This window comes from Lactobacillus sp. HBUAS51381 (assembly GCF_012641095.1).
In the GTDB taxonomy this organism is placed as follows: Bacteria; Bacillota; Bacilli; order Lactobacillales; family Lactobacillaceae; genus Levilactobacillus.
Genome location: NZ_JAAVSC010000025.1, coordinates 20,491 through 43,380, shown reverse-complemented (window position 1 = coordinate 43,380; position 22,890 = coordinate 20,491). Strand labels below are relative to the sequence as shown.

Here is a 22,890-nt window from a genome sequence, read left to right as displayed (position 1 = left end):
TATTCAGTGACGACTTTAATCCTAAAATCTAAATTAAACTTAACCATAATAAAACCCCCAAGGTTGGACTTTCTGTCCAACCTTGGGGGTTCACTTCACTTCACGCGTTGGTGGAGCGTCTTTTTTTCGGTCTAAATTCATCATGGTTAACGCGATGAGTTTCAATTTATGATATTTTATCAGCATTCTCCTTAATTACACAGGAAATAGTACATGCTACTATAGTCACTGAAAGCGCTTTCTAAATTAGTGATTATTACTTATTGTTAGGGGTGAATGCAGTGTGAATAAGGTTAAACAGGATGCCTTTCTGTTTGGCGGCGACTACAATCCGGAGCAGTGGCCAGAGAACACTTGGCAAGAAGATATCGATAAATTAAAGCGAGCAGACATTAACGTTGCAACGATTAATGTCTTCTCGTGGGCACTGCTGGAACCGCGAGAGAATGTCTTTAACTTTGAACAATTGGATCGCATCATAGCATTGTTAGAACGAAATCAGATCAAAATTGTTTTGGCGACATCGACGGCTGCAATGCCTGCGTGGCTGGTTCAACACTATCCTGATGCGGCCCGCGTGGATGTCCACGGGATTCAACAGAAACACGGGAAACGCCACAATGCCTGCCCGAACAGTCCTGACTTTAAGCGACTAGCAAAGCAACTCGTTACACAGTTGGTTCAACGCTATCGGGACTGTACGCAACTGACATATTGGCATATCTCGAATGAATATGAAGGTTACTGTTACTGTGACAATTGTGCGACGGCATTCCGCGATTGGTTGAAAGACAAGTACGTTGACCTCACACAACTCAATCAGGCTTGGAACAGCAACGTTTGGAGTCATACATACCATGATTGGTCTGAGATTGAGCCACCGATGATGACGTCAGACTTGTTTGATAATGGTAAACCGGTCTTGAATGGTGCAGCTTTGGATTATCAACGATTTCAGTCTGATAGTCTATTGGCCAATTATCGGATGGAACGTGATGTAATTAAACGATTTGACCAGATTCATCCCGTCACGACGAATCTGACTGGGTCCCAAAAAGCCCTGGATTATTTCAAATGGGCACCAGAATTAGACGTTATTTCGTGGGACAGCTACCCTATGCCAGAGGATACGGCTAGCGAAAATGCGATGGAACATGATCTCATGCGGGGATTAAAGAATCAACCGTTTCTTTTGATGGAACAGACGCCAAACCAGCAAAACTGGTATCCGTATAATGCGCTTAAGAAACCTGGGGAAATGCGTATGCTGAGTTATCAAGCAATTGCCCATGGGGCCAATAGCATTGAGTTTTTCCAACTTAAACAATCGCGAAGCGGGCCGGAAAAGTTTCACGGTTCGGTACTCAGTCATAGTAATTCGACGGCCACGCGAACGTTTAAAGAGGTCCAGCGTTTGGGCCAAGAGATCGCAACATTGCCCACCTCGTTACAAGCGACAAACGTTGAAGCCAAGGTTGCGGTAATCTTCGATTGGGAGAGCTACTGGGCCAGTGAAAACGCGATTGGACCCTTGGCGGACTTCAGTTACGTTAAAGAGGTCCAGCGGTTTTATCAGATGCTCTATGGGCACAACCTTACCGTGGATATTGTGCCTAAAACAGGCGATTTTTCAAAGTATCAATTAGTCGTGGCGCCAGTCCTTTATCTGCTAAACACACAATTTGTCAGTAATATTACAGCATACGTCCGTGAGGGTGGGAATTTTCTCACTACGTATTTATCGGGTATTACAGATCCAACGGATAATGCATTTTTAGGTGGTTATCCAGGACCGTTGCGGCAATTGTTGGGCATACACGTTGATGAACGCGATGCGCGTGGCCCTCAGCAGCCCGTTCGAATCTTGACGCCGGGCCAAACTAAGATTGGTTCTGCGGTGGGTATCTGTGATCTGGTTATCCCGGATACAGCCGCCACCTTGGCCCACTATGCCAGTGATGTTTTTTACGAAGACTATGCCGCGTTAACGAGTAATCAATTTGGTCGGGGACATGCCTACTATTGTGGGGCTGAGTTGGATCAGGCTGGATTGAGTTATTTGCTTCAGCAGATCAACACTACTGCTGGATTGCCGCTTGGGGCAATGCCGGCGGTTGAAATTACGACACGAGCGAGTGACCAGGAGCAGTTTATATTTATTATTAATACAAGCAATCAACCACAATTTATAACAAATCCGTCACCGTCTGCAACACCATTAGTCGCAAGCGGACCAGTAACCGATAAGCTGGATTTGAAACCTTATGATGTTGTGGTCTTACATCAGATGATTTAGGAATAAGGAGTGAAAACTATGGATGAAACAACTGAAGTACAACCCAAAAAATATTCAGTAATGATGAAGACGTCGCTATTGTCGGTGTCAATCATTTTAACCTCTGGTTCAGCCATCGCAGCGACAATTCCGAGTTGGCTAAAAGCCTTTCCAGATGTCTCCCGTGCCAATGTTGAATTGTTGCAGACATTGCCTTCGATTTCGGTCGTATTTGCTACGTTGGTGAGTACTTGGATCGCCAAGTGGATTGGAATTAAGCGAACGGTTATCGTCGGTCTATTAATTGCCGGCTTTTCCGGGATTACTCCAGCTTTGGTGACTAGCTACGGTGCGTTCTTTGTTTCGCGTTTGATGTTAGGTGTTGGGTTTGGGCTCGTTAATTCATATGCGGTTAGTATGATTGGGATGTTCTTCTCCGGGCCTGAACGTTCAAATCTAATGGGTTATCGAAGCTCTTGTGAAAAATTAGGAAGTTCACTAACGACCTATGTTGCCGGAATCCTGTTAGTTTCGTTTAACTGGCACGCAGCGTTTTGGGTATACGGATTGGCCTTCTTGCTGACAATTCTTTTTGCCATCTATGTGCCAGAACCATCTGCTGAAGCCAAGGCTAGGGAAGTGGCAGCTGAGGAACCAAAAACTAAAGAAAAACAACGAGTTAATGGTAAAGTCGTTTTCTGGACCATCTTCTGTATGCTCTACCTAATTCCAATCATTGCCTCATATACGCGGATTACGGAGTATGTGACGACCAATCATTATCTGAGCTTAGCAACCATCGCAACTGCTCTTAGTTTGGCACAGTTTGCCGGAATTTTAACGGGGATTATCTTTGGCCCTATGCTCCGCGTTTTGAAATTCACATTTGAACCCATTACGATTGCCCTGACTGGCGTTGCCCAGCTGATGATCGCCTTGTCCACCAATGCTTGGATCATCGGTACCGGTGTTATTTTAACCAGTATGATTTCCGGCGTTGTGGTTGCTTACGTCTTTAACTTAGCCGCCGATGTGGCCCCTAAAAATTCGATTAATCTGGCGACTTCCTTGATGATCGTGGGTTGTAATATTGGGACTTTCGTCACGCCACTGGTATTAGGGTGGATTGGGGCGTTCCATTCAAGTAGCGACTTAGGCTTTACGTTCCTGTTCTTCGGTTGGATTTTAGTCATTGCTGGTGCCGTCATGCTCTTTGTGATTAAACCATTATCAGCTAAGACAACGGATTAACACGACTTTAGGAGGAGATTATAATGGCAGATTTTATTGAAGTTAAACAAGACCAGTTGTATTTTAAGGATCAGCCCTTAACGTTAAGAGGACTGGGGATAGGGACCTGGCTGAATATCGAACATTTTATGATTGGCATGCCAGGGCCTCAGAGTATGATTCTAAAGAGTATCGACCGAGCTTATGGCGACGGTAAAGGCCATGAATTTTTAGATGCATATATCGACAGTTTTGTGAACGAAGATGATTTCAAATTTCTGAAAAAATTGGGCGTTAACTTTCTACGTGTCCCCATTAACTATCGGTTATTTATGGATGACAACACCTTGGAATTTAAAGAGTTTGGGTTTGCCAAGGTACAACGACTCTTGGATTATTGTGAGAAGTATCATATTTTTTGCATGCTGGACATGCACACAGCGCCGGGTGGTCAAAACCCTGATTGGCACAGCGACAATCGAACGGGGGTCCCACAGTTCTGGGAATTTAAGGCACTACGTAATCAGTTAATTACTGTTTGGGGTGAGATTGCGAAGCGGTTTGGGCAGAGCTACAGTTATCTTTTGGGGTATGATCTTCTAAATGAACCAGCGATGGCAACGTGGGATACGATGAATGAATACTTTCAAGATGTTGTGGCAAGGATTCGAGAGAATGATGTTAACCATGCGGTGATCCTAGAGAGCGATCACTTTGCGATGGATTTCTCAGGACTTAAAGATATCAAAGATGATAAACTGATTGTGAGTTTCCATTACTACCCAACGGTGTGGAAACAAAATCTGCTAGATCGTGATCTGAGCCGTACGGAACGGAAACAGGAGTTTGATAATGGGCTGGTTGATTTATTATCGACAATGCATGATCTCCATCATCCCTTGATTTGTGGGGAAGCGGGCTACGATATTGATGCTAATGATGTTGCGTTTAGTATGGAATTGTTGGATGATACGGTAGACCTATTCGAAGATCATCACATTTCCTGGTGCCTCTGGGCGTATAAGGATGCTTGCTTCATGGGTCTAACCCATCCTAAGACTGATTCGCCTTGGATGCAGTTCGTTGATCAAGTTCATCAGAAGTGGACGCATTATGCTGAAATGGATCAGGCCAATAAGATTGTGGCGGGGATTGCGGATCAATTTGATTTCCACGATGATGATTTGGATTATGAAGCTCAGTTCAGGGTGCGTGGAATTTTGTACCGTTACCAGCAAGAAAGTATCTTAATTCCATTGCTAAAGACGATGAGTTTTGATTCGTTTAAGTCTAAATTAAGTAGCTTTGAACTTAAAAACTGTGACGCCTATACTGAGTATGCGGAACTTATGCAGAAATACACACAAAGAAATCGGGTCTTGGAATAAAAATAGATCCACAAAATACAACAGCTGATGGAGTGGGGAGTATGCGCTATAGCTTTGGAATATCAGATTATTCATTACCGTTATACATTGACAGTATTAGTAATCGCTGGCCACAAGAAGCTATTAACCGAAAAAAAGGTTATCCATACGTTCATTGGCTACAAACAATTTCTGGTGTCGGGAAAATCACAGTGGGTGGCCAGTGTCTTGAATTACATCCGGGACAAGGTATTCTCATTGATAAAGATGTTTCGCATGCCTACCACGCTGTGAGTGGTGAATGGTTAACCGCCTATTTAACATTTGGCGGTGAATTGATTACAGAGATGCTGGCTACACTTCGCTTTAGTCAGTATATTCAGATTAAGAACCCCGATCAGCAACTGCAGGAATTTGTGGAGCGTAGTTATCAGCGGATCAAAGATGAAGAAGTTGACGCTTATCAAGCATCAGTATTGGTTTATGAATTTTTGCTGTTGATCAAGAAAAACCAAATAAAAAATGAAGTCAGTCCGCATTTGATGGCGGTTATCGTGACGCCAATTCTGGAGTACATCAAGACTAATTATATGGATGATCTGAAGAATGCAGATTTTGTTGAACAGACGCATTACAGCTTACAGTATATTCTAGAGGTTTTTCGAGCCTATTTTGGGAGTTCACCCCATCACTTATTAATGGATTATCGCGTTCGCAAAGCCAAGGAACTATTAGCGAATTGTCCAGACAAGAGTGTTGAAGAAATTGGTAAACAGGTTGGTTTTAATACGAATAGTTATTTTATCACGGCATTTAAGCAACGAGAGAAAGTCACACCAGGAAGTTTCCGAGCATTTTTTAAATAGTAGTTTTCCAGAAACGATGTCAACGTAGGCATCGTTTTTTTTGCGCTAAGTCATGTAATTCTCGGTATCAAAAGTTTATTAACCTTGAATTCGCCAGAAATATAAACAAATTTAGCGTAAACAGTTGAAATTTCACAAGGTGTGGGTGATACTGAGGTTAGTTGGTTCACTGAACCATGATGCTAGTTTCTGTTATCGCTTCCAATCGAATTATAAGCAAGGTGGCTGGCTACTCCGGTTAGTTGGATGGTTGGCCGCACTAACAGTAAGGACTTGAGAAGTGGTGCAAGAACGACCGAGCGATAAGGAGGGATTGGATGGTTCGTCGTAGTATGAATCGTAATCAGTTGCACGATCAGAATTTAAAGTTCGTTCTGCAACAAATTTTCAATAATCATCCCACCTCGCGGATCGAGATTTCTCACCAGCTTCACCTAAATAAGTCAACGGTTTCATCGCTATACAATACCTTGATGGCCGATGGTTACTTGACGGAATTAGGTCTGGGGGAGGCCTCCACTGCGGGTGGACGTAAGCCAACGTTGGTCGAGATTAACCGTAATTACGGTTACACCCTGACGTTTGACCTGGGCTATCGTCATTTACATGCCTTGGCCACGCGATTGGACGGCCATATTTGGCAGTATGATCGCATCGAGACCAAGGACCAGTCGATCCATGAAATGGTGGCGCGGATTAAACAGTACATTACCGATACGCAGACCGCCGACACCAGTAACAATGGCCTCCTGGGAATTTGTTTCTCCATTCACGGGATTGTGATGGACAATAAGGTTGTCACGTCACCATTTATCGATATGGCTGATGTGGATCTGGAACAGGTCTTCACGGCGGCTTACCACGTGCCGGTTGTGTTGGAAAACGAAGCCAACTTGTCCGCGCTGTACGAACGGGACTTTAATGGTGCGCGCAATTTAAACAGTGCGGTCACCATCAGTATTCACCGGGGGATTGGTGCCGGCGTCGTTCTTCATCGTGACCTCTTCCGGGGGGAACACGGGGATGCCGGTGAAATTGGGCGAACGGTCGCCAGTCTCCAGTTTGATGATGCTGGCAATGCTCGGCCGATTCACGCCGAAGATATTTGCTCTGAAGATGCCATTATTCAGCAAGTCGAGGAACACAAGGGGTTGAGTAATCTGGATCGAGACGACATTGTGCGGTTGTATCAAGAAAATGATGCGGCCACGGCCAAGATTCTCAAGACCTTTGTGACCGGGATTGCCGGTTTGATCTACAATACCATGCGAACCTTGGATCCCGATGCCTTCTTCATCAACTCACCGTTGGTGGAAGAACTGCCGGATCTGTTGCCTAAGATTCGGTTGGCCTACCGTAAGTTGTCCGAAGATGATGACCGCGGTATCGAGCTGACCAACAATGCGCGGTTGGCCACGGTATTGGGCGGTTGCTCGCTGATCACCCATCGTGTCTTGAACCTTAATGGCTATGAATTGAATTTTGAACGGCCGAGTGCCGAAACAACTGAAAATTAAGATCAACCCAAAAAACGCTGACTGTTGTGGATTTAACCCACGGCAGTCAGCGTTTTTAGGCGATTCAGTGTTCGTTTCGTTTGCGGGACCAGCCAAAGCCAATTAGGGTTCCCAGGAGGAGGGCTAGGCCGGCAATTGGTGACATCCGGTGGGTGTTCGTTTGGGGCAGGGTTTGTTTTGCTGGTGATGAGACGTTCAGATTGGTCCGGGTCGTCTGATGCGACGACGGGGTTCGGGTACCCGACACCCGCTGCGGTTTTTTAGGCGAAAGTTGTGCGGCTTGGCCGTGGGTGGTCACGTTGATGGCAGTTACTTGCGGCTTATCCGGCGTGACCAGATCGGGTTGTTTAGCCGTATCGGTACCGGGGGTGATGGTGGCACCGTGACCATTGGACACCGGTCGACCTACGATTTCAGCTCTGACAATCCAAGACAACAAATTTTGAAGGTTATATAAAGGAAAGCAGTCAGATTCTGCCACAGCACGATGCCCCGTAAGCCTTAGCTTAAAACCCCGATTCTACGCATTTCGCAATCGCTAACAATTTTTTAAATCTTTTTCTCGAAAACGCTTGCATTAACATTAAAACCTTGTATAATTGAATTTGTAAGTTGGTTGTCGCAACGAACTAACTAGGAGGGTTTTTATAAATTATGGCAGAAGAATATTGGAAAGGTATCGACAAGATTCAATACGTCGGTCATTCAGATAAAAAATCAGGTTTAGGCTTCCAGTACTACAATCCGGACGAAGTTATCGGTGGTAAGAAGATGCGCGATTGGTTACGGTTTGCCGTAGCTTACTGGCACACTTTCGATCAACGCTTAGTTGACCCATTCGGTGATGGAACCGCTCAACGTCCATACGACAAGTACACTGATCCTATGGACTTGGCTTTAGCCAAGGTTGATGCTGCATTCGAATTTTACAACAAATTGGGTGTAGATTACCTTTGCTTCCACGATCGTGACTTGGCTCCAGAAGGCGACACGTTACGCGAAACGAACGCCAACTTGGACAAAGTTGTTGACAAGATCGTTGAATACCAAAAGACGAGTGGCATGAAGGTTCTGTGGAACACGTCAAACATGTTCACCAACCCTCGTTTCGTTGAAGGTGCTGCAACCTCACCATACGCTGACGTCTTTGCATACTGTGCCGCACAATTGAAGCACAGTCTGGAAATTGGTAAGCGTGTTGGCTCTGAAAACTATGTCTTCTGGGGTGGCCGTGAAGGTTACGAATCACTCTGGAACACGAACATGAAGGAAGAACAAGAACACGCAGCTAAGTTCTTCCACATGGCTAAGGATTACGCTAACGAAATTGGCTTCGATGCACAAATGTTGCTCGAACCAAAGCCAAAGGAACCAACGACTCACCAATACGACTTCGATGCCGCAACCACAATCGCCTTCATGAAGGAATACGATTTGGACAAAGACTTCAAGTTGAACTTGGAAGGTAACCATGCTAACTTGGCTGGCCACACTTACCAACACGAAATCCGTGTTGCCCGTGAAGCAGGCTTGTTAGGTTCATTGGATGCTAACCAAGGCGACAAGTTGATCGGCTGGGATATTGATGAATACCCATCTAACTTGTACGAAACGACTGCTGCTATGTCAGAAGTTGTTGACAACGGGAGTATCGGCCCTCGCGGTGGTTTGAACTTCGATGCTAAGCCTCGTCGTTCATCATTCGCCCCAGAAGACCTCTTCTACGGCCACATTGTTGGTATGGATAGCTTTGCTGCCGGCTTACGTGTCGCTGTTGCTATGAAGGAAGACGGCTTCTTGGACAACCTGCGTAAGAACCGTTACAGCTCATACGAATCAGGTATCGGTGCTGATATCGAAAGCGGCAAGGCTGACTTCAAGTCCCTTGAAAAGTACGCGATCGATATGCCACAATCTAAGCTGATTGCAGCTACGCACTCAGATCACTTGGAAGAAGTCAAGGATACGATCAACCATTACATCATTGACACGCTGAGCAAGTAATCTCGAACTTTGCGAAAATAAAGATCAATAGAATGGCGGACGGACGGTGTGTTCGTCCGCCATTTTTATTTCTAAACGAAAATAGAAATCGACGAACCGACAATTAGGAGGAATGACCGATGGGAAAGTATGTACTCGGTGTTGACCTAGGGACGAGTGCCGTTAAGGTTTCAGCACTAGATCACAGTGGGCAGATTGTCGCCCAAGAGAGTTTTGATTACGATTTGATTCAAAAGAAGCCCGGTTATAACGAGCAGAATCCAGAAGACTGGGTTTCCGGGACGACCGTGGCCATTGTACGGTTGATTTTAAATGACCATTTAAGCGCCACTGACATCGAAGGCCTGAGTTTCTCTGGTCAGATGCACGGGTTAGTCCTGTTGGATAAGGACAAGAAGGTCTTACGGCCATCTATCTTGTGGAACGATACCCGGAGTACGCCGCAACGTGAAGAGATTGAAGCCAAGATGGGCGATGAGTTTATTGACATCACCCGGAACCAACCACTGGAAGGGTTCACGTTGACCAAGTTGTTGTGGGTCAAGGAAAATGAACCCGACATCTGGGCAAAGGCGAAATACTTCGTGCTGCCTAAGGATTACGTCCGTTACCGCATGACCGGGAATCTGGCCATGGATTATTCCGATGCCACCGGGACGGTTTTGCTGGACGTTGCTAAGGGCGAATGGAGTAAGAAGATCTGTGACACCTTCGATATTCCGTTGAGCATGTGCCCACCATTGATCAAGTCCATTGATTTTGCGGGGACGGTAACGCCGGCCTACGCCGAATTCTCTGGCTTGACCCCAGCTACCAAGGTCTTCGGTGGGGCAGCTGACAACGCTGCTGGTGCCGTGGGTGCTGGTATTTTACACCCGAATATGGTGCTCTCCAGTATTGGGACATCTGGGGTTGTCTTGAAGTATGAGGACACGCCGGACGTGAACTACCACGGGGTTGTTCAATTTGAAGACCACGCCATTCCAGATAAGTACTATTCCATGGGCGTTACGCTGGCCGCTGGCTATTCGCTTAGTTGGTTCAAGAAGACCTTCGCACCAGCCGAAGACTTCACGGAATTCGTTGCGAGTGCGGCCCAATCGACCGTTGGTGCGAATGGCCTGCTCTACACCCCTTATATCGTGGGTGAACGGGCCCCTTACGCCGACGCTGACATCCGGGGAAGCTTTACCGGGGTCGATGGCACTCACACGCGGGCTGACTTCGTACGGGCCGTTTTAGAGGGGATTGTCTTCTCCTTTAGAGACTTGTTCGATATCTACGAAGAAAACGGTGGTGACTTCGATACGGTTGTTTCCATCGGTGGTGGCGCCAAGAGTCCACTGTGGCTCCAGATTCAGGCGGACATCTTTAACCGTAAAGTCGTCAGCTTGAAGAACGAACAGGGACCCGGCATGGGTGCGGCCATGATTGCTGCAACCGGCTTGGGCTGGTTCGATTCCCTACAAGACTGTGCCGAAACGTTCGTTCACTTCGGCAAGGCCTACGAACCAAACCCCGAAAACGCGGCGAAGTATGCCAAGATGCACAAAATTTACAAGCAGGTTTACCAACAAACGAAGAGCATCAGTGCCCAATTGTTGGATTACCGGCGTGAAGAACTATAGAAATTAGACTGTCAGACAGGTCACCTATGTTATAGAGTGAGCTGTTAAAGGACTGCGTGATTTTTGGCGCAGTCCTTTTTTACGCCACAATTTCCATCGTAAAATATTGGAAACTTTCTCGTGTTTTGGCGGCTTGAATTGGTGGGGACGTGCCTTGGATGGTCCGACGACTCAGCTCCGGATTTTTAAGCATTATGGCGAACGGCTTAGCCGCTAGAAGGCTTAATCTAGGCCATAGAGGCAAAACTAGCCGCTTTTATATAATTGTGCAGAAAGCGCTTTCTTTTTGATGACGAACATGCTATCCTAGATACATAGTTGGTTGGCATCCTCAACCAACTTGAAACGACCAACTTACACATTCAGCTATACTTCTTTACATACAATGCCACTGCTGACAATACGGCGTATGCCGTTCGAAGGAGCGATATCTATGCGAAAAGTTTCGACCGGATTTGTTTACTTTTTCGGTGCATTGGGTGGATTGCTGTTTGGTTACGATACCGGGGTTATCTCCGGGGCCATTCTGTTCATTCAAAAGCAAATGCACCTAGGGTCCTGGCAACAGGGGTGGGTTGTGAGTGCCGTCCTATTAGGGGCGATTCTCGGGGCCGCCATCATTGGACCATCTTCTGACCGTTATGGTCGTCGGAAGCTCTTGTTACTCTCTGCTATTATTTTCTTCATTGGGGCGTTGGGTTCCGGGCTAGCACCGGAATTCTGGACGTTAATTATCTCACGGGTCATCTTAGGGATGGCCGTGGGGGCCGCTTCTGCCTTGATTCCCACGTATTTGGCCGAACTATCACCAGCCGATAAACGGGGAACCATGTCCAGTCTGTTCCAACTGATGGTTATGACCGGGATCTTATTTGCCTACATTACGAACTATGCTTGGGCGGGTATCTACACCGGTTGGCGGTGGATGTTAGGGTTTGCCGCGATCCCAGCCGCATTACTCTTCTTCGGTGGGTTAATCCTTCCGGAAAGTCCACGGTTCTTGGTAAAGACGGGTCATTCCGATCAGGCGCGTGAAGTTTTAGATACCATGAACAAACATGATACGGCAACCGTTGATAAAGAATTGACCCAGATTGAAGAACAAGCCAAAATGAAGAATGGCGGCTGGAGTGAACTCTTTGGTAAGATGGTCCGGCCATCCCTGATTATCGGCCTTGGGTTAGCCATCTTCCAACAAGTCATGGGGTGTAATACGGTGCTGTACTACGCACCAACCATCTTTACGGACGTTGGATTCGGGGTCAACGCTGCGCTGTTAGCCCATATCGGGATTGGGATCTTTAACGTGATTGTGACGGCCATTGCCGTGATGATCATGGATAAGATTGACCGGAAGAAGATGCTGATTGGTGGGGCCATCGGGATGGGGGTTTCCCTGTTCGTCATGAGTATTGGGATGAAGTTCTCCGGCGGTTCCCAAACAGCGGCCATTATCTCGGTTATCGCCTTGACCATCTACATCGCCTTCTTCTCCGCAACCTGGGGTCCGGTGATGTGGGTCATGATTGGGGAAGTCTTCCCACTGAACATTCGTGGGTTGGGGAACTCCTTCTCTAGTGTGATCAACTGGTCGGCCAACATGATCGTATCCCTGACGTTCCCAACTTTACTGAACTTCTTTGGAACCGGGAGTCTGTTCATCGGTTACGGTGTCCTGTGCTTCCTGGCCATCTGGTTCGTTAAGGTTAAGGTCTTCGAAACGCGGAACCGTTCTCTGGAAGAAATTGAAGCCACGTTACGGGAAAAGGCCGGCGTTAATGCTGACGATTTAAGTGCTGCTAAATAAAAGCATATTTCATGGGGGATCTGAGCCCAGAGGCAATTCGCTAGTTTGAACGAGAACGCACGGCCTTTTGGGAACCAGGTCAACACCTTAGTTTTGACGATAGCGAACCTGGGATCTTCCTGGGTTCGTTTTTTTATGGTCTTTTTTCGCTGGTTTGAAAGGACGATTCAGCGCAATGCTGTTGCGGCTTTTCCAAGGTTTAAGGTGATGATTTCCAAGGAATAAGTTCAAAAAACAGGAGATTTATTCAAACAGTTTGCTTGTCGAGCGGCTAAACTAATAAATGTAAGCGCTTCACCGATGCGAAATCAACCAGCCGAGATTCCGCTATGGTGGTCGCGAGGGTTAAGAACCAATCGTATCTGGTTAATTTTAAGGAGGCAGTTTATCGTGAAAATCTATGTTGATGCACACGCAACACATGATGGCAATGGGACCAAGGTCGCGCCTTATAAAAATATCAATACGGCGGCTCAGGTCGCTCAGTCTGGGGATGAAGTCTTGGTCTTCCCAGGAACGTATCGCGAGTACGTTAATCCTAAAAATGGGGGGACAGCGGACGAACGGATTACATATCGCAGTGTTGAACCGCTCAAGGCGATCATTACTGGTGCGGAAGCCGTTAAGAATTGGCAACAATACCAAGGTAACGTCTGGGTTAGTCGGATTAACAACGGGTTATTCGGATCTTACAACCCGTACACCGAGTTTGTGATGGGGGACTGGTACTTCGGTCCCGTCAACAAGCATACCGGTGCAGTTTACATGAACGATCGGCAATTCTACGAAACCACGTCACTTGAAGAATGTATTGAAGCCAAGGTCTATGCGCGTTCATGGGAACGCAAAAATTCCGTTTACAAATGGTACACCGGACAGGATACCGACCGCAACGAAACGGTCATCTACGCTAACTTCCAAGGGAAGAACCCAAACCAAGAAGATGTTGAAATCAACGTTCGGCGGGAAGTCTTCATGCCACAAGAGACTGGGATTAACAATATCACCGTGAGTGGCTTTAACGTCAACAAAGCGGCCACGACTTGGGCTCCACCTGCATCCTACCAAGATGGGATGATTGGGCCGCACTGGTCAAAGGGCTGGATCATTGAAGATTGTGACATCAGTCATAGTCGTTGTGCCGGCATTTCACTTGGGAAGTATGAAGACCCTGTCAACAACCAATACTTCACCTACAAGCACGTGAAGAGCCCAACTCAAATGGAACGGGATGCGGTTTGCCGTGGTCAATACCATGGTTGGTTGAAGGAAAACATTGGCCATCATATCATCCGGCGCAACAACATTCACCACTGTGAACAGGACGGTATCGTGGGTCGTCAAGGGGGCGTCTTCAGTATTATCGAAGACAACCATATTCATGATATCAACAACATGCAAGAGTTGGCTGGTGCCGAAATTGCCGGGATTAAGATGCACGCGGCAATCGATGTGATTATTCGCCGGAACCACATCAACGATTGCACGATGGGGATCTGGACCGACTGGGAAGCACAAGGCACGCGGATTACGCAAAACCTGTTGGATCACAACTATGCGCCAACCGGCACGGCAACTCGGATTGTTGGGGCCATGCAAAGCCAGGATATCTTCGTTGAAGTCGGTCACGGGCCAACCTTAATTGATAACAATTTACTGTTATCTAAAGCCTCGTTGCGGCTGGCAACGCAAGGTGTAGCCTGTGTTCACAACCTGATGTTGGGGTCAATCACTTCAATCGGGGCTAACACAGACTTCTTCGTTGACGGAAAGAACCAACCACGGTTCACACCTTATCACATCCAACACCGGACGGAAGTGGCTGGCTTCATGACCATCCTGCACGGGGATGATCGGTTCTACAACAATATCTTTGTTCAGAACTGGCCAGTCGAAAAACCAGAAAATGAAACGCTGGTTGATCGGGAGCACGAGGATACTGAACAAGTCGGGACGAACGGTTTTGATGAATATCCAACCTACGACGAATGGTACGACCAATTTAAGAATGTAAATGGCACGTTTGCCAAGGAAACCGATATGAATGATTTGATGAGCGCCCACTATGGCCACTTGCCAGTCTGGGCTGCCGGAAATGCCTACTTCAACGGCGCCAAGGCTTGGAAGAAGGAAACGGATAACTTGGTCAACACGAGTGATCAGGTCACCGTTGACTTGGTAGAAGACGGTGACCAAGTGACCGTCAAGACCAACCTCTATGACTTGCTCGGTGATTACTACGAAGGGGTTATTACAACGGATACGTTGGGTGAAGCCTTTGAACCCGAACAACGTTATGAACAACCTAATGGCGACGATATCATCTTCAACGAAGACTACTTCGGCAACCATCGTGGCGTCTCCACGGTTCCTGGCCCATTTGTTTCGGGTGAGGATGCACGTGAGGTTTTGTGGAAAAACTAAGAATCGAATAATTAGAGTATTCATATTCTAACGCAGCGCTGGCTGGAGTTGCGACGTGGATTCTTACTAGAAGGGTCAATTTGAAAGGATGTTTCTAGTAAGAATCCTTTTTGTTTGCGACAATCAGTCAGCATGTACATAGCGTTTCTCTTGTTAGGAGGATAATCATGGAAAATGAAAAGCAAGCGACACCACAAGGAAAGTTTCCCTATAGATTAGGATTTGGGATTCTCTTCGGTCTGTTAGGCTGGTTAGTCCCTTATCTAGGGGTTAACTCAACATTGCTACCAGCAAAAATTCAGCAAATTGCGCCAGGACAAAAAGTCCAAATCGTCGCACTACTAGCAACCATTGCGATGATTGTGGCCACTATTGCTAACATCATCGAAGGTGCTCTTTCCGACAGAACCACGAGTCGTTGGGGGAAACGGAATCCGTGGATTTTCCTCGGGATGATCAGTACTTTAATCTGTTTCTACTTCTTAACAAAGGTGACTACGGTTCCCGGGATCATTATTAACTGGTCGTTATTCCAGGTTGCGTTGAACATGATGGTGGCGCCATTGGTTGCTTTCATTGCAGATAAGGCACCGAAGAAGTATCGTGGTTCGATCTCCGCTTTCTACGGGGTCGGGATGAACATCGGGACACCTGTTGGGACAATGATTGCTTCACAATACATTACGAACGTCAACAGCGGTATCTACATTTTCATGGTATTTGAAATTATCTTTACATTAATTGGACTGTTCTTAGTTGGTGACGGTAGTAATAAGGGTGAAAAGGTTGAAAAGCTCCATGGCTCCGAATTGTTAGAAGCTTTCTCATTCCCAATTCATGGGGATATTCGAGACTTTTACTTAGCCGTATTTGGGAAGCTACTGTTTGTCTCAGCTCAGTTCATCATTACAGGTTATCAGCTCTATATCTTCACGGACTATATGAAATTGTCATCAGCGAATGCGACACATAATTTATCTGTGATGTCGATGATCTTGTTAGTAGCAGGGGTTTCATTTGCTATAATCGGTGGACCATTAGCCGATAAGTTCCATAGCCTTAAACTGTTAGTGGCACTCTCGACCGTTGCGATGGGGATTGGGGTCGCCATTCCAGCAATTGACCCAGCTCCTTGGACAATGTTTGTTTATGCCGGGTTAAGTGGGGCCGCTATGGGGATGTATAACTCGGTTGACCAAGCGTTAAACGTTACGGTATTGCCGAATCCCAATAGTGCCGCGAAGGACTTAGGTATCGTGAACCTGGCGAACTCCTTGGGGCAAGTCTTCGGACCAATCATGGCCTCGACGGTAATCGGATTCTCAGGCTATCGGATGATCTTCCCAATGGCTGGTATTATGTGTTTAGTTGGTGCTGGATTAATTCTGATGATCAAGAAAGTTCATTAAATGGTTCAGCAATTGTGAGTCCCACTCATTATTAAAGAAATGTTTCCAAGAGGCTGTTCCGGTGAGGGCAGTCTCTTTTAGTTAGGCAATACTAGGTTGAAAAGCTTTCAATTCGGATTGAGCTAAAAATTTTTTAAGGTATTAGATTTTACAGTCAGACATTAATTCTTGCTAGGCAATCGTATCAAACGTCTATATTATTTTGACCAAAATCGTGTACAGAATGTGTAAAGGCCGCGGATTGGGCGGGCTAACCACCGCTTGATAGCAACATAAATAGTTAGTAGAGTGTTGAATTGAAAAGGGGCGAATGACTTTCAATTAAGTTGAAAGCAATCTGGATCGAAAAATGTTTTTTCACGCAAACGCTTTCAAAATCAAAATGTAAGTGCTATCATAGACTCATAGTTGGTTGCCGCAATCAACCAACAAAAGTTAAATACCTTACATATTGCATAATTCAACGGCGATGAACCGTAAAAGGAAGTAATATAAATGCGAAAAGTTTCTACCGGATTCGTTTACTTCTTCGGTGCCTTGGGAGGTCTCCTCTTTGGGTATGATACCGGGGTAATTTCGGGAGCTATTCTGTTTATTCAGAAACAGATGCACCTAGGATCTTGGCAACAAGGCTGGGTCGTTAGTGCCGTTTTATTGGGTGCCGTATTGGGTGCCGCGATTATTGGACCATCGTCTGACCGGTTTGGTCGGCGGAAGCTCTTACTGTTATCTGCTATTATCTTCTTCATTGGGGCGTTGGGTTCTGCCTTTTCACCAGAATTCTGGACGTTAATCGTGTCACGGATTATCTTAGGGATGGCCGTTGGTGCCGCCTCTGCGTTAATCCCAACGTACTTGGCTGAATTGTCACCTGCCGATAAGCGGGGGACCATGTCCAGTCTGTTCCAGTTGATGGTTATGACCGGTATTTTACTGGCCTACATCACCAACTACTCCTTCGCTGGCATGTACACCGGCTGGCGTTGGATGTTAGGTTTCGCCGCGATTCCAGCCGCACTGTTGTTCTTAGGAGGGTTGGTTCTGCCAGAAAGTCCCCGGTTCTTGGTTAAGACCGGCCACATCGACAATGCGCGTGAAGTCTTAGATACCATGAACAAACATGATACGAAGGCCGTTGACAAGGAATTGGCTCAGATTCAAGAACAAGCCAAGATTGTCAGTGGAGGTTGGAGTGAACTCTTCAGTAAGATGGTTCGTCCTTCCTTAATCATTGGGTTAGGTTTAGCGATTTTCCAACAGGTCATGGGATGTAACACCGTGTTGTACTACGCGCCAACCATCTTTACGGATGTTGGTTTCGGGGTTAACGCTGCCTTATTAGCCCACATCGGGATTGGGATCTTTAACGTGATTGTGACGGCCGTTGCCGTGATGATCATGGATAAGATTGACCGGAAAAAGATGCTGATTTACGGGGCTATCGGGATGGCTGCTTCCCTGTTCGTCATGAGCTTTGGGATGAAATTCTCCGGTGGGTCACACGTGGCCGCAATCATTTCGGTTATCGCTTTGACCATTTACATTGCCTTCTTCTCCGCAACTTGGGGCCCAGTTATGTGGGTCATGATCGGTGAAGTCTTCCCATTGAATATTCGTGGGTTAGGGAACTCCTTCTCCAGTGTCATTAACTGGGCGGCCAACATGGTCGTTTCCTTGACATTCCCATCCTTACTGGACTTCTTCGGTACTGGGAGCTTGTTCATTGGTTACGGGGTCTTGTGCCTGTTCGCCATTTGGTTCGTTCACGCCAAGGTCTTCGAAACGCGGAACCGTTCTCTGGAAGAGATCGAAGCTACGTTACGTGCCAAGGCCGGCGAAGCAGAAACTGCAAGTGCTACGAAATAAGATTACTTAAATCACGTTTAAAATTGAGGCGACTCCTGAGAGGGTTGCCTCTTTTTTCTGCGCTCAGATTGGGCAGTCGTTAACCGGAAACATGCTATACTAAACGAAGATTAACCAAAACAATGTGGGGTGAGCAAATGATTACCGAATTTGAAGACTATTTGCGTAAGATTGAGGACCCGAGCCAACAGGACCGCGTACGGGAAGTGTTGACCTGGGTACAGACTGAATTTCCACAGCTTAAACAGCGGTATGCTTGGAATCAGCCCATGTTTACCGATCACGGGACTTTTATTATTGGATTTAGCGTGGCCAAGCCGCATCTGGCCTTTGCGCCGGAGGGACCGGCGATGGCCAACTTTGCCGATCAGATTGCGGCAGATCAGTACAATCCGGGCAAGAAGTTCGGCCGGATCAAGTGGACCCAGGCGGTAGATTACGACTTGCTCCACCAAATCATTGCCTTTAATATTGCCGATAAGGCCGATTGTACGACCTTTTGGCGAAAGTAAAATAAAGGATGGCGGCCGGAAAAAGGGGCCGCCATTTTTGATACCCGCAGGCCAATGATTAAAAGATTTGTGCAAGCGAAATTTACATTTTGACGCGCGCCCATGCCTGATCATTAATGATACAATAGGAACAGTTTTAACGTGCCGTGACTTTACGGCTAGTACGGCTGAAAGGGCGGTGGCTGCGCAATAATCAGGGGATGATGGCGCATCTGCCAATCACGGAGTAGTTTGAGTTATCGGGGAGATTTTTGGAATAATGCGACGAGAAAGAATACGATTCAACCACTGGCGGTTGCCCGTGCTAGCGGGCTTACTGGCGTTAGGGGTGCTTACCTTTTTGTTTGCGGTCCGCGGCGTGACACCGTTTGGGGATCACAACCTGCTCATTGGCGACTTAGGGACGCAATACGTCCCATTTTTTACGGACTTTACCCGGCTGATTCGCGGGCACACTTTAGACTTATACAATTTTCATCAGGCGTTCGGCGGAAGCTGGGTGCCCGTGGTGGCCTATTATTTGCTTAGCCCATTTAACGTCTTACTGGTGTTCTTCAAAGCCAGTCAGATTCCGGTTGCGATGGCTATCATTATCCTACTGAAGATCACGACCATGGCGGGGACGATGACGTTTTACCTCCAGGAGCACTGGCGGACCCAACGACCATTTGTGGCGGTCTTTGGCCTGGCGTACGCCTTCAGTGGATTTGTGGCCCTAAACTTCTTCAATTTGATGTGGTTGGACGCCCTGATTTTTCTGCCCCTGATCACCTGGGGACTCGACCGGCTGGTGATTTCTGGCCGAACGGGCGGTTATTTCTGTTGGCTCCTGATCAGCGTCTTGACCGACTATTATCTCGGCTATATGACCTGTCTCTTCGTCGTCGGATATTTTCTCTATATCGTGACGGCGGAGTGGCCGGCCGGACAATCCATTCGCGAGTGGTGGCGGGTCAAACAAGAGACATGCTACCGCTTCGTGGCGGCGTCGTTGTTGAGTGTCGGGAGTACGTTAGTGGTGCTGTTACCGACTGTTTTAAGCATGTTAGAAACGCCAAAGACCCAATCGCAGGCCGGCAATTTCCACTTGGTGCCCACGTTTGGCCTCGAGTTCTTCAGTCAATTGGGTGTCGGATCCGCCAACTATCTCCAACGGCTCGACCATGGACCGGCCATCTTTGCGTCATCACTGGTCGTCCTCTTGGCCGTGGCCTACTTTGGCTTGCCTCAGGTGAAGGGCTGGGCGAAGGTTCGGGTAGCAGGGCTCTTAGCCTTCCTATTCTTGGGCATGTGGCTGCGGGGATTCAATACCATTTGGCATTTGATGACACCGCCCGCTGGTTATCCGTTTCGCAATAGCTTTTTCTTCAGTTTTGTGTTAATTCTGATTGCCAGCAGTGCCTGGCACGCGGGTATCGCGCAACTGCCGCGTCGGTGGCGTTGGGGGATTCCCCTGGGACTGGGGAGCTTGATGCTATTGGGGAGCGTCCTGATTCCGCAGATGCAGACGCTCACCCAGTCCAGTTACTATGCCAGCCTGCAGCCGTTGAATTGGTCGGCCATTATCACCAGCTTAGTCCTCCTAGCCGTGACGGCCGGCCTGTTGTGGGTGGGAAAAGTGCGCCCCCTATGGTTAGGTATCATCGTTATCCTCGAAGTAACGATCAACTTTAGCTTTGCTTTAGTGGGGGTCGACTATGGCAGTCAACGGCGGTATGCCCAGGCCTATGATCAATCGGTCAAACGCTTGCGTCCCGTGACGGCGGCCAAGACACTTTACCGGATACGAAACAATACGCCGACCGTGGCGCCGGGCTTTCATGGCCACTATAATCCGTACAATGATGGCATGTGGTTGGGGTATAACGGGTCGACGGCCTACAGTTCAACGATTTCCGCCAACACAATTTCCATGGCTAAGAATCTGGGGATCTATACCCGCAACGAACGGCGATTGAGTCATCAAGGCTTTACGCCGGTGACGGAAATGCTCTTTGGCATTCATCAGAAATTGACCAAGACGGGAGCCGTTACGGTCGGGAGCTACAGTGGGATGGGCTTTGCGGTCGGCCCACGATTCACCAATCTCAAGCTGTCGTCAAACGCGATCGAGAATCAAGAAGCCGTCTTACAGGCGCTACGCCCAAGTCGGCAAGCCTACTTCGTGCCCATCTCCGCCGGTCACGATCAGGTCAAGGCCATTTGGCGGATTAATCATCATCCCACCAACTTCGTGTACAATCACGTCTGGCACGTGACACCGCAAGCAACGGGACGGCTCTATCTCTTTGACCCCACGAGCTCAAGCAAGTATTCGACGATGCAGGTTAACGGTCAGTCCGTGGCGCCTAAGATGATGGCGGATGGCAATACCAGCCTGATTAATCTGGGCGAGTATCAACGGGGACAAGCGCTGACGATTAAATATGCCAGCAACCGGCCGACGCCGAAGTCGCTGACGGTGGCCACGTTACCGGCGAGCCGCATGGCGGCCGTTCACCGGTCAGTCAGCGAGTACCAGCTTCGGCTGCGGCGGCATCAGGGCCATTTACACACCGACTATCAAGGCATGCTAACTGCTCCGGTGACCAAACGCTGGGTTTACCTGAGCCTGCCACAGGAACAGGGCTGGCGAATCACGGTCAACGACCAGCCCGTGAAGCCGCGCACGGTCTTAGGAGATATGGTGGCCGTTCCGGTGATCCCAGGAAAAAATCACGTGGTGGTCAGTTACCGCGTGCCTGGCAGCCGCATTGGGTTAGCCGTGACGTTACTCAGCGGTGCGATATATGGTATTTTCTGGTTCCGTAAACGGCTGTGACCAGCCGGATAGCCGCAGCTGACAAGGCTTATCGCCATAAGATTAATCATCAACGACCACCTGCGGCTGCCAGAGATTCCGGCGCTGTGGGGACCGCCTGCGGCCTGAAAAGCGGTCCACCGGCTCGGTTTGAAGCCTGACCAAGATCGTCAGTCTTCAAACACGTCCCGCGCTGTAAGCTGTTGCACAGCTTACAGCGCTGTCACGGCTACCTCCACCTCTGCCTGCCTCCGGTTACGGTGGTTAAAACCTAATAAATGTGCGATGACATCGCTGGAGTGGCAGCGTTTAGCCAATTTAATTGGATACATCTTATGTAGCCGTGAGTGAGTCAAACTTGGTCTCAGCCGTGGGAGTTTCCAAGTGTTCTGCTTGGAAACTGGCGTCTTTGAGACGCGAACTTTCGGCTCAAAGCGAGGAAGAAGACCGGGCCTTGGCTTTTTCCGATCCTTCCCACAGCGATCCAGACCAAATTTGGCGAACGGTAAGGCGGCCACTCGCGACCATCATCCTATAATAGTTATTATCATTGTCACAACGAGGATTCTAGCTGTTTTCTATCTTTCACCCTTTAATGATCAATCCTAAAAAGCACCGTGATTGCCAAAATCGGCAGTCACGGTGCTTTTGCATCGATCCGAAATTTAAAGCTTAGGTTGGTCTTGATTCTCAACCGCCACTTGTTTGGTATCAACGGGTTTCCCCTGTTCATCGGTACGAACGACCAAGACGTCCACCTCGGCCATCCGACTAACGTAAGCGGTGACGGAGCCTTCAACCATGCGGGCCACCGCACTCATCCCGGTCGCGCCCAGCATGATGAGGTCGTTGTGGTGATCGCGAACAAATTCGTGGGCAATCACCGTCTTAGGATTGCCAAACCGCACGTGAATGTCGAGGTCGGCAAAGCCGGTTGCTGCTGTCGTGGTTTCCTTCAGTGACGTTAAATACGACGTCGCATCCGTTGCCAGCTCATGAATCACGCTTCCTGGCATCGAACCGCTCGCGTAGAAGCCGTAGTGGTTGATTCGCAAGACGTTAAGCAGATCAACGTGCGCGTGGTTGCGTTGGGCCACGGTCACCGCCTTTTTGAGCGCCAGTTCCGCCTGGATGGAGCCATCGACGGGCACCAAGATCTGTTGGTATTGTTGTCCCATAATTAGC

15 protein-coding genes are annotated in these 22,890 nt (G+C 47.9%); 13 read left to right on the top strand and 2 right to left on the bottom strand.

The window, feature by feature from the left end:
- Positions 1-283 precede the first annotated feature (283 nt).
- From HEQ50_RS09255 to HEQ50_RS09235, 5 genes are all read left to right on the top strand, one after another.
- Positions 284-2,296 carry a beta-galactosidase gene (locus tag HEQ50_RS09255; RefSeq protein WP_168900238.1) on the top strand — a complete coding sequence of 671 codons (2,013 nt, stop codon included), beginning with the start codon at positions 284-286 and terminating at the stop codon, positions 2,294-2,296.
- 18 nt (positions 2,297-2,314) lie between these two features.
- Positions 2,315-3,526 carry an MFS transporter gene (locus HEQ50_RS09250; RefSeq protein ID WP_168900237.1) on the top strand — a complete coding sequence of 404 codons (1,212 nt, stop codon included), beginning with the start codon at positions 2,315-2,317 and terminating at the stop codon, positions 3,524-3,526.
- A 23-nt stretch (positions 3,527-3,549) separates the two neighbouring features.
- Positions 3,550-4,893 carry a glycoside hydrolase family 5 protein gene (locus HEQ50_RS09245; protein ID WP_168900236.1) on the top strand — a complete coding sequence of 448 codons (1,344 nt, stop codon included), beginning with the start codon at positions 3,550-3,552 and terminating at the stop codon, positions 4,891-4,893.
- A gap of 41 nt (positions 4,894-4,934) precedes the next feature.
- Entirely contained in the window at positions 4,935-5,738 is an 804-nt protein-coding gene (locus tag HEQ50_RS09240; protein WP_168900235.1) for an AraC family transcriptional regulator, read from the top strand.
- 317 nt (positions 5,739-6,055) lie between these two features.
- Positions 6,056-7,255: an ROK family protein gene (locus HEQ50_RS09235; protein WP_168900234.1), complete on the top strand. Its 1,200-nt coding sequence runs from the start codon at positions 6,056-6,058 to the stop codon at positions 7,253-7,255.
- 64 nt (positions 7,256-7,319) lie between these two features.
- Here HEQ50_RS09235 and HEQ50_RS09230 read toward each other — a convergent pair whose 3' ends face one another.
- Entirely contained in the window at positions 7,320-7,652 is a 333-nt protein-coding gene (locus tag HEQ50_RS09230) for an LPXTG cell wall anchor domain-containing protein (RefSeq protein ID WP_168900233.1), read from the bottom strand.
- A 257-nt stretch (positions 7,653-7,909) separates the two neighbouring features.
- Between HEQ50_RS09230 and xylA the strand changes: the two genes are divergently transcribed.
- The 8 genes from xylA to HEQ50_RS09190 all read left to right on the top strand — a co-directional run bounded on the left by xylA (position 7,910) and on the right by HEQ50_RS09190 (position 21,726).
- Positions 7,910-9,259, top strand: coding sequence for a xylose isomerase (gene xylA, locus HEQ50_RS09225; RefSeq protein WP_168900232.1), 1,350 nt, complete (start codon positions 7,910-7,912; stop codon positions 9,257-9,259).
- A gap of 119 nt (positions 9,260-9,378) precedes the next feature.
- Positions 9,379-10,887: a xylulokinase gene (gene xylB / locus HEQ50_RS09220; protein WP_168900231.1), complete on the top strand. Its 1,509-nt coding sequence runs from the start codon at positions 9,379-9,381 to the stop codon at positions 10,885-10,887.
- A gap of 433 nt (positions 10,888-11,320) precedes the next feature.
- Positions 11,321-12,694 (top strand): sugar porter family MFS transporter, encoded by a 1,374-nt coding sequence (locus HEQ50_RS09215; protein ID WP_168900230.1) that lies wholly within the window; start codon positions 11,321-11,323, stop codon positions 12,692-12,694.
- A 390-nt stretch (positions 12,695-13,084) separates the two neighbouring features.
- The gene (locus HEQ50_RS09210) at positions 13,085-15,118 is read left to right on the top strand and encodes a right-handed parallel beta-helix repeat-containing protein (protein WP_168900229.1); all 2,034 of its coding nucleotides are present in this window, start codon (positions 13,085-13,087) and stop codon (positions 15,116-15,118) included.
- A 167-nt stretch (positions 15,119-15,285) separates the two neighbouring features.
- A complete protein-coding gene (locus HEQ50_RS09205; protein WP_168900228.1) occupies positions 15,286-16,527 on the top strand; it encodes an MFS transporter in 1,242 nt (413 codons plus the stop codon).
- A 495-nt stretch (positions 16,528-17,022) separates the two neighbouring features.
- Positions 17,023-18,393 (top strand): sugar porter family MFS transporter, encoded by a 1,371-nt coding sequence (locus HEQ50_RS09200; RefSeq protein ID WP_168900227.1) that lies wholly within the window; start codon positions 17,023-17,025, stop codon positions 18,391-18,393.
- Positions 18,394-18,530: 137 nt separating this feature from the next.
- A complete protein-coding gene (locus HEQ50_RS09195; RefSeq protein WP_211089295.1) occupies positions 18,531-18,905 on the top strand; it encodes an iron chaperone in 375 nt (124 codons plus the stop codon).
- A gap of 259 nt (positions 18,906-19,164) precedes the next feature.
- On the top strand, positions 19,165-21,726 hold the full coding sequence (locus tag HEQ50_RS09190; protein ID WP_168900226.1) for a YfhO family protein: 2,562 nt from the start codon (positions 19,165-19,167) through the stop codon (positions 21,724-21,726).
- 644 nt (positions 21,727-22,370) lie between these two features.
- On the opposite strand, the gene HEQ50_RS09185 is transcribed toward HEQ50_RS09190, so the two are convergent.
- Complete coding sequence (locus tag HEQ50_RS09185; RefSeq protein ID WP_168900225.1) at positions 22,371-22,883, bottom strand: universal stress protein; 513 nt, start codon at positions 22,881-22,883, stop codon at positions 22,371-22,373.
- Between the last annotated feature and the right edge of the window lie 7 nt (positions 22,884-22,890).

Bases quoted from the DNA above. Each gene is read 5' to 3' on its own strand.
- HEQ50_RS09250 (WP_168900237.1), top strand. From the start codon at position 2,315: ATGGATGAAACAACTGAAGTACAACCCAAAAAATATTCAGTAATGATG.
- HEQ50_RS09245 (WP_168900236.1), top strand. From the start codon at position 3,550: ATGGCAGATTTTATTGAAGTTAAACAAGACCAGTTGTATTTTAAGGAT.
- HEQ50_RS09240 (WP_168900235.1), top strand. From the start codon at position 4,935: ATGCGCTATAGCTTTGGAATATCAGATTATTCATTACCGTTATACATT.
- HEQ50_RS09235 (WP_168900234.1), top strand. From the start codon at position 6,056: ATGGTTCGTCGTAGTATGAATCGTAATCAGTTGCACGATCAGAATTTA.
- xylA (WP_168900232.1), top strand. From the start codon at position 7,910: ATGGCAGAAGAATATTGGAAAGGTATCGACAAGATTCAATACGTCGGT.
- xylB (WP_168900231.1), top strand. From the start codon at position 9,379: ATGGGAAAGTATGTACTCGGTGTTGACCTAGGGACGAGTGCCGTTAAG.
- HEQ50_RS09215 (WP_168900230.1), top strand. From the start codon at position 11,321: ATGCGAAAAGTTTCGACCGGATTTGTTTACTTTTTCGGTGCATTGGGT.
- HEQ50_RS09205 (WP_168900228.1), top strand. From the start codon at position 15,286: ATGGAAAATGAAAAGCAAGCGACACCACAAGGAAAGTTTCCCTATAGA.
- HEQ50_RS09200 (WP_168900227.1), top strand. From the start codon at position 17,023: ATGCGAAAAGTTTCTACCGGATTCGTTTACTTCTTCGGTGCCTTGGGA.
- HEQ50_RS09195 (WP_211089295.1), top strand. From the start codon at position 18,531: ATGATTACCGAATTTGAAGACTATTTGCGTAAGATTGAGGACCCGAGC.
- HEQ50_RS09190 (WP_168900226.1), top strand. From the start codon at position 19,165: ATGCGACGAGAAAGAATACGATTCAACCACTGGCGGTTGCCCGTGCTA.
- HEQ50_RS09185 (WP_168900225.1), bottom strand. From the start codon at position 22,883: ATGGGACAACAATACCAACAGATCTTGGTGCCCGTCGATGGCTCCATC.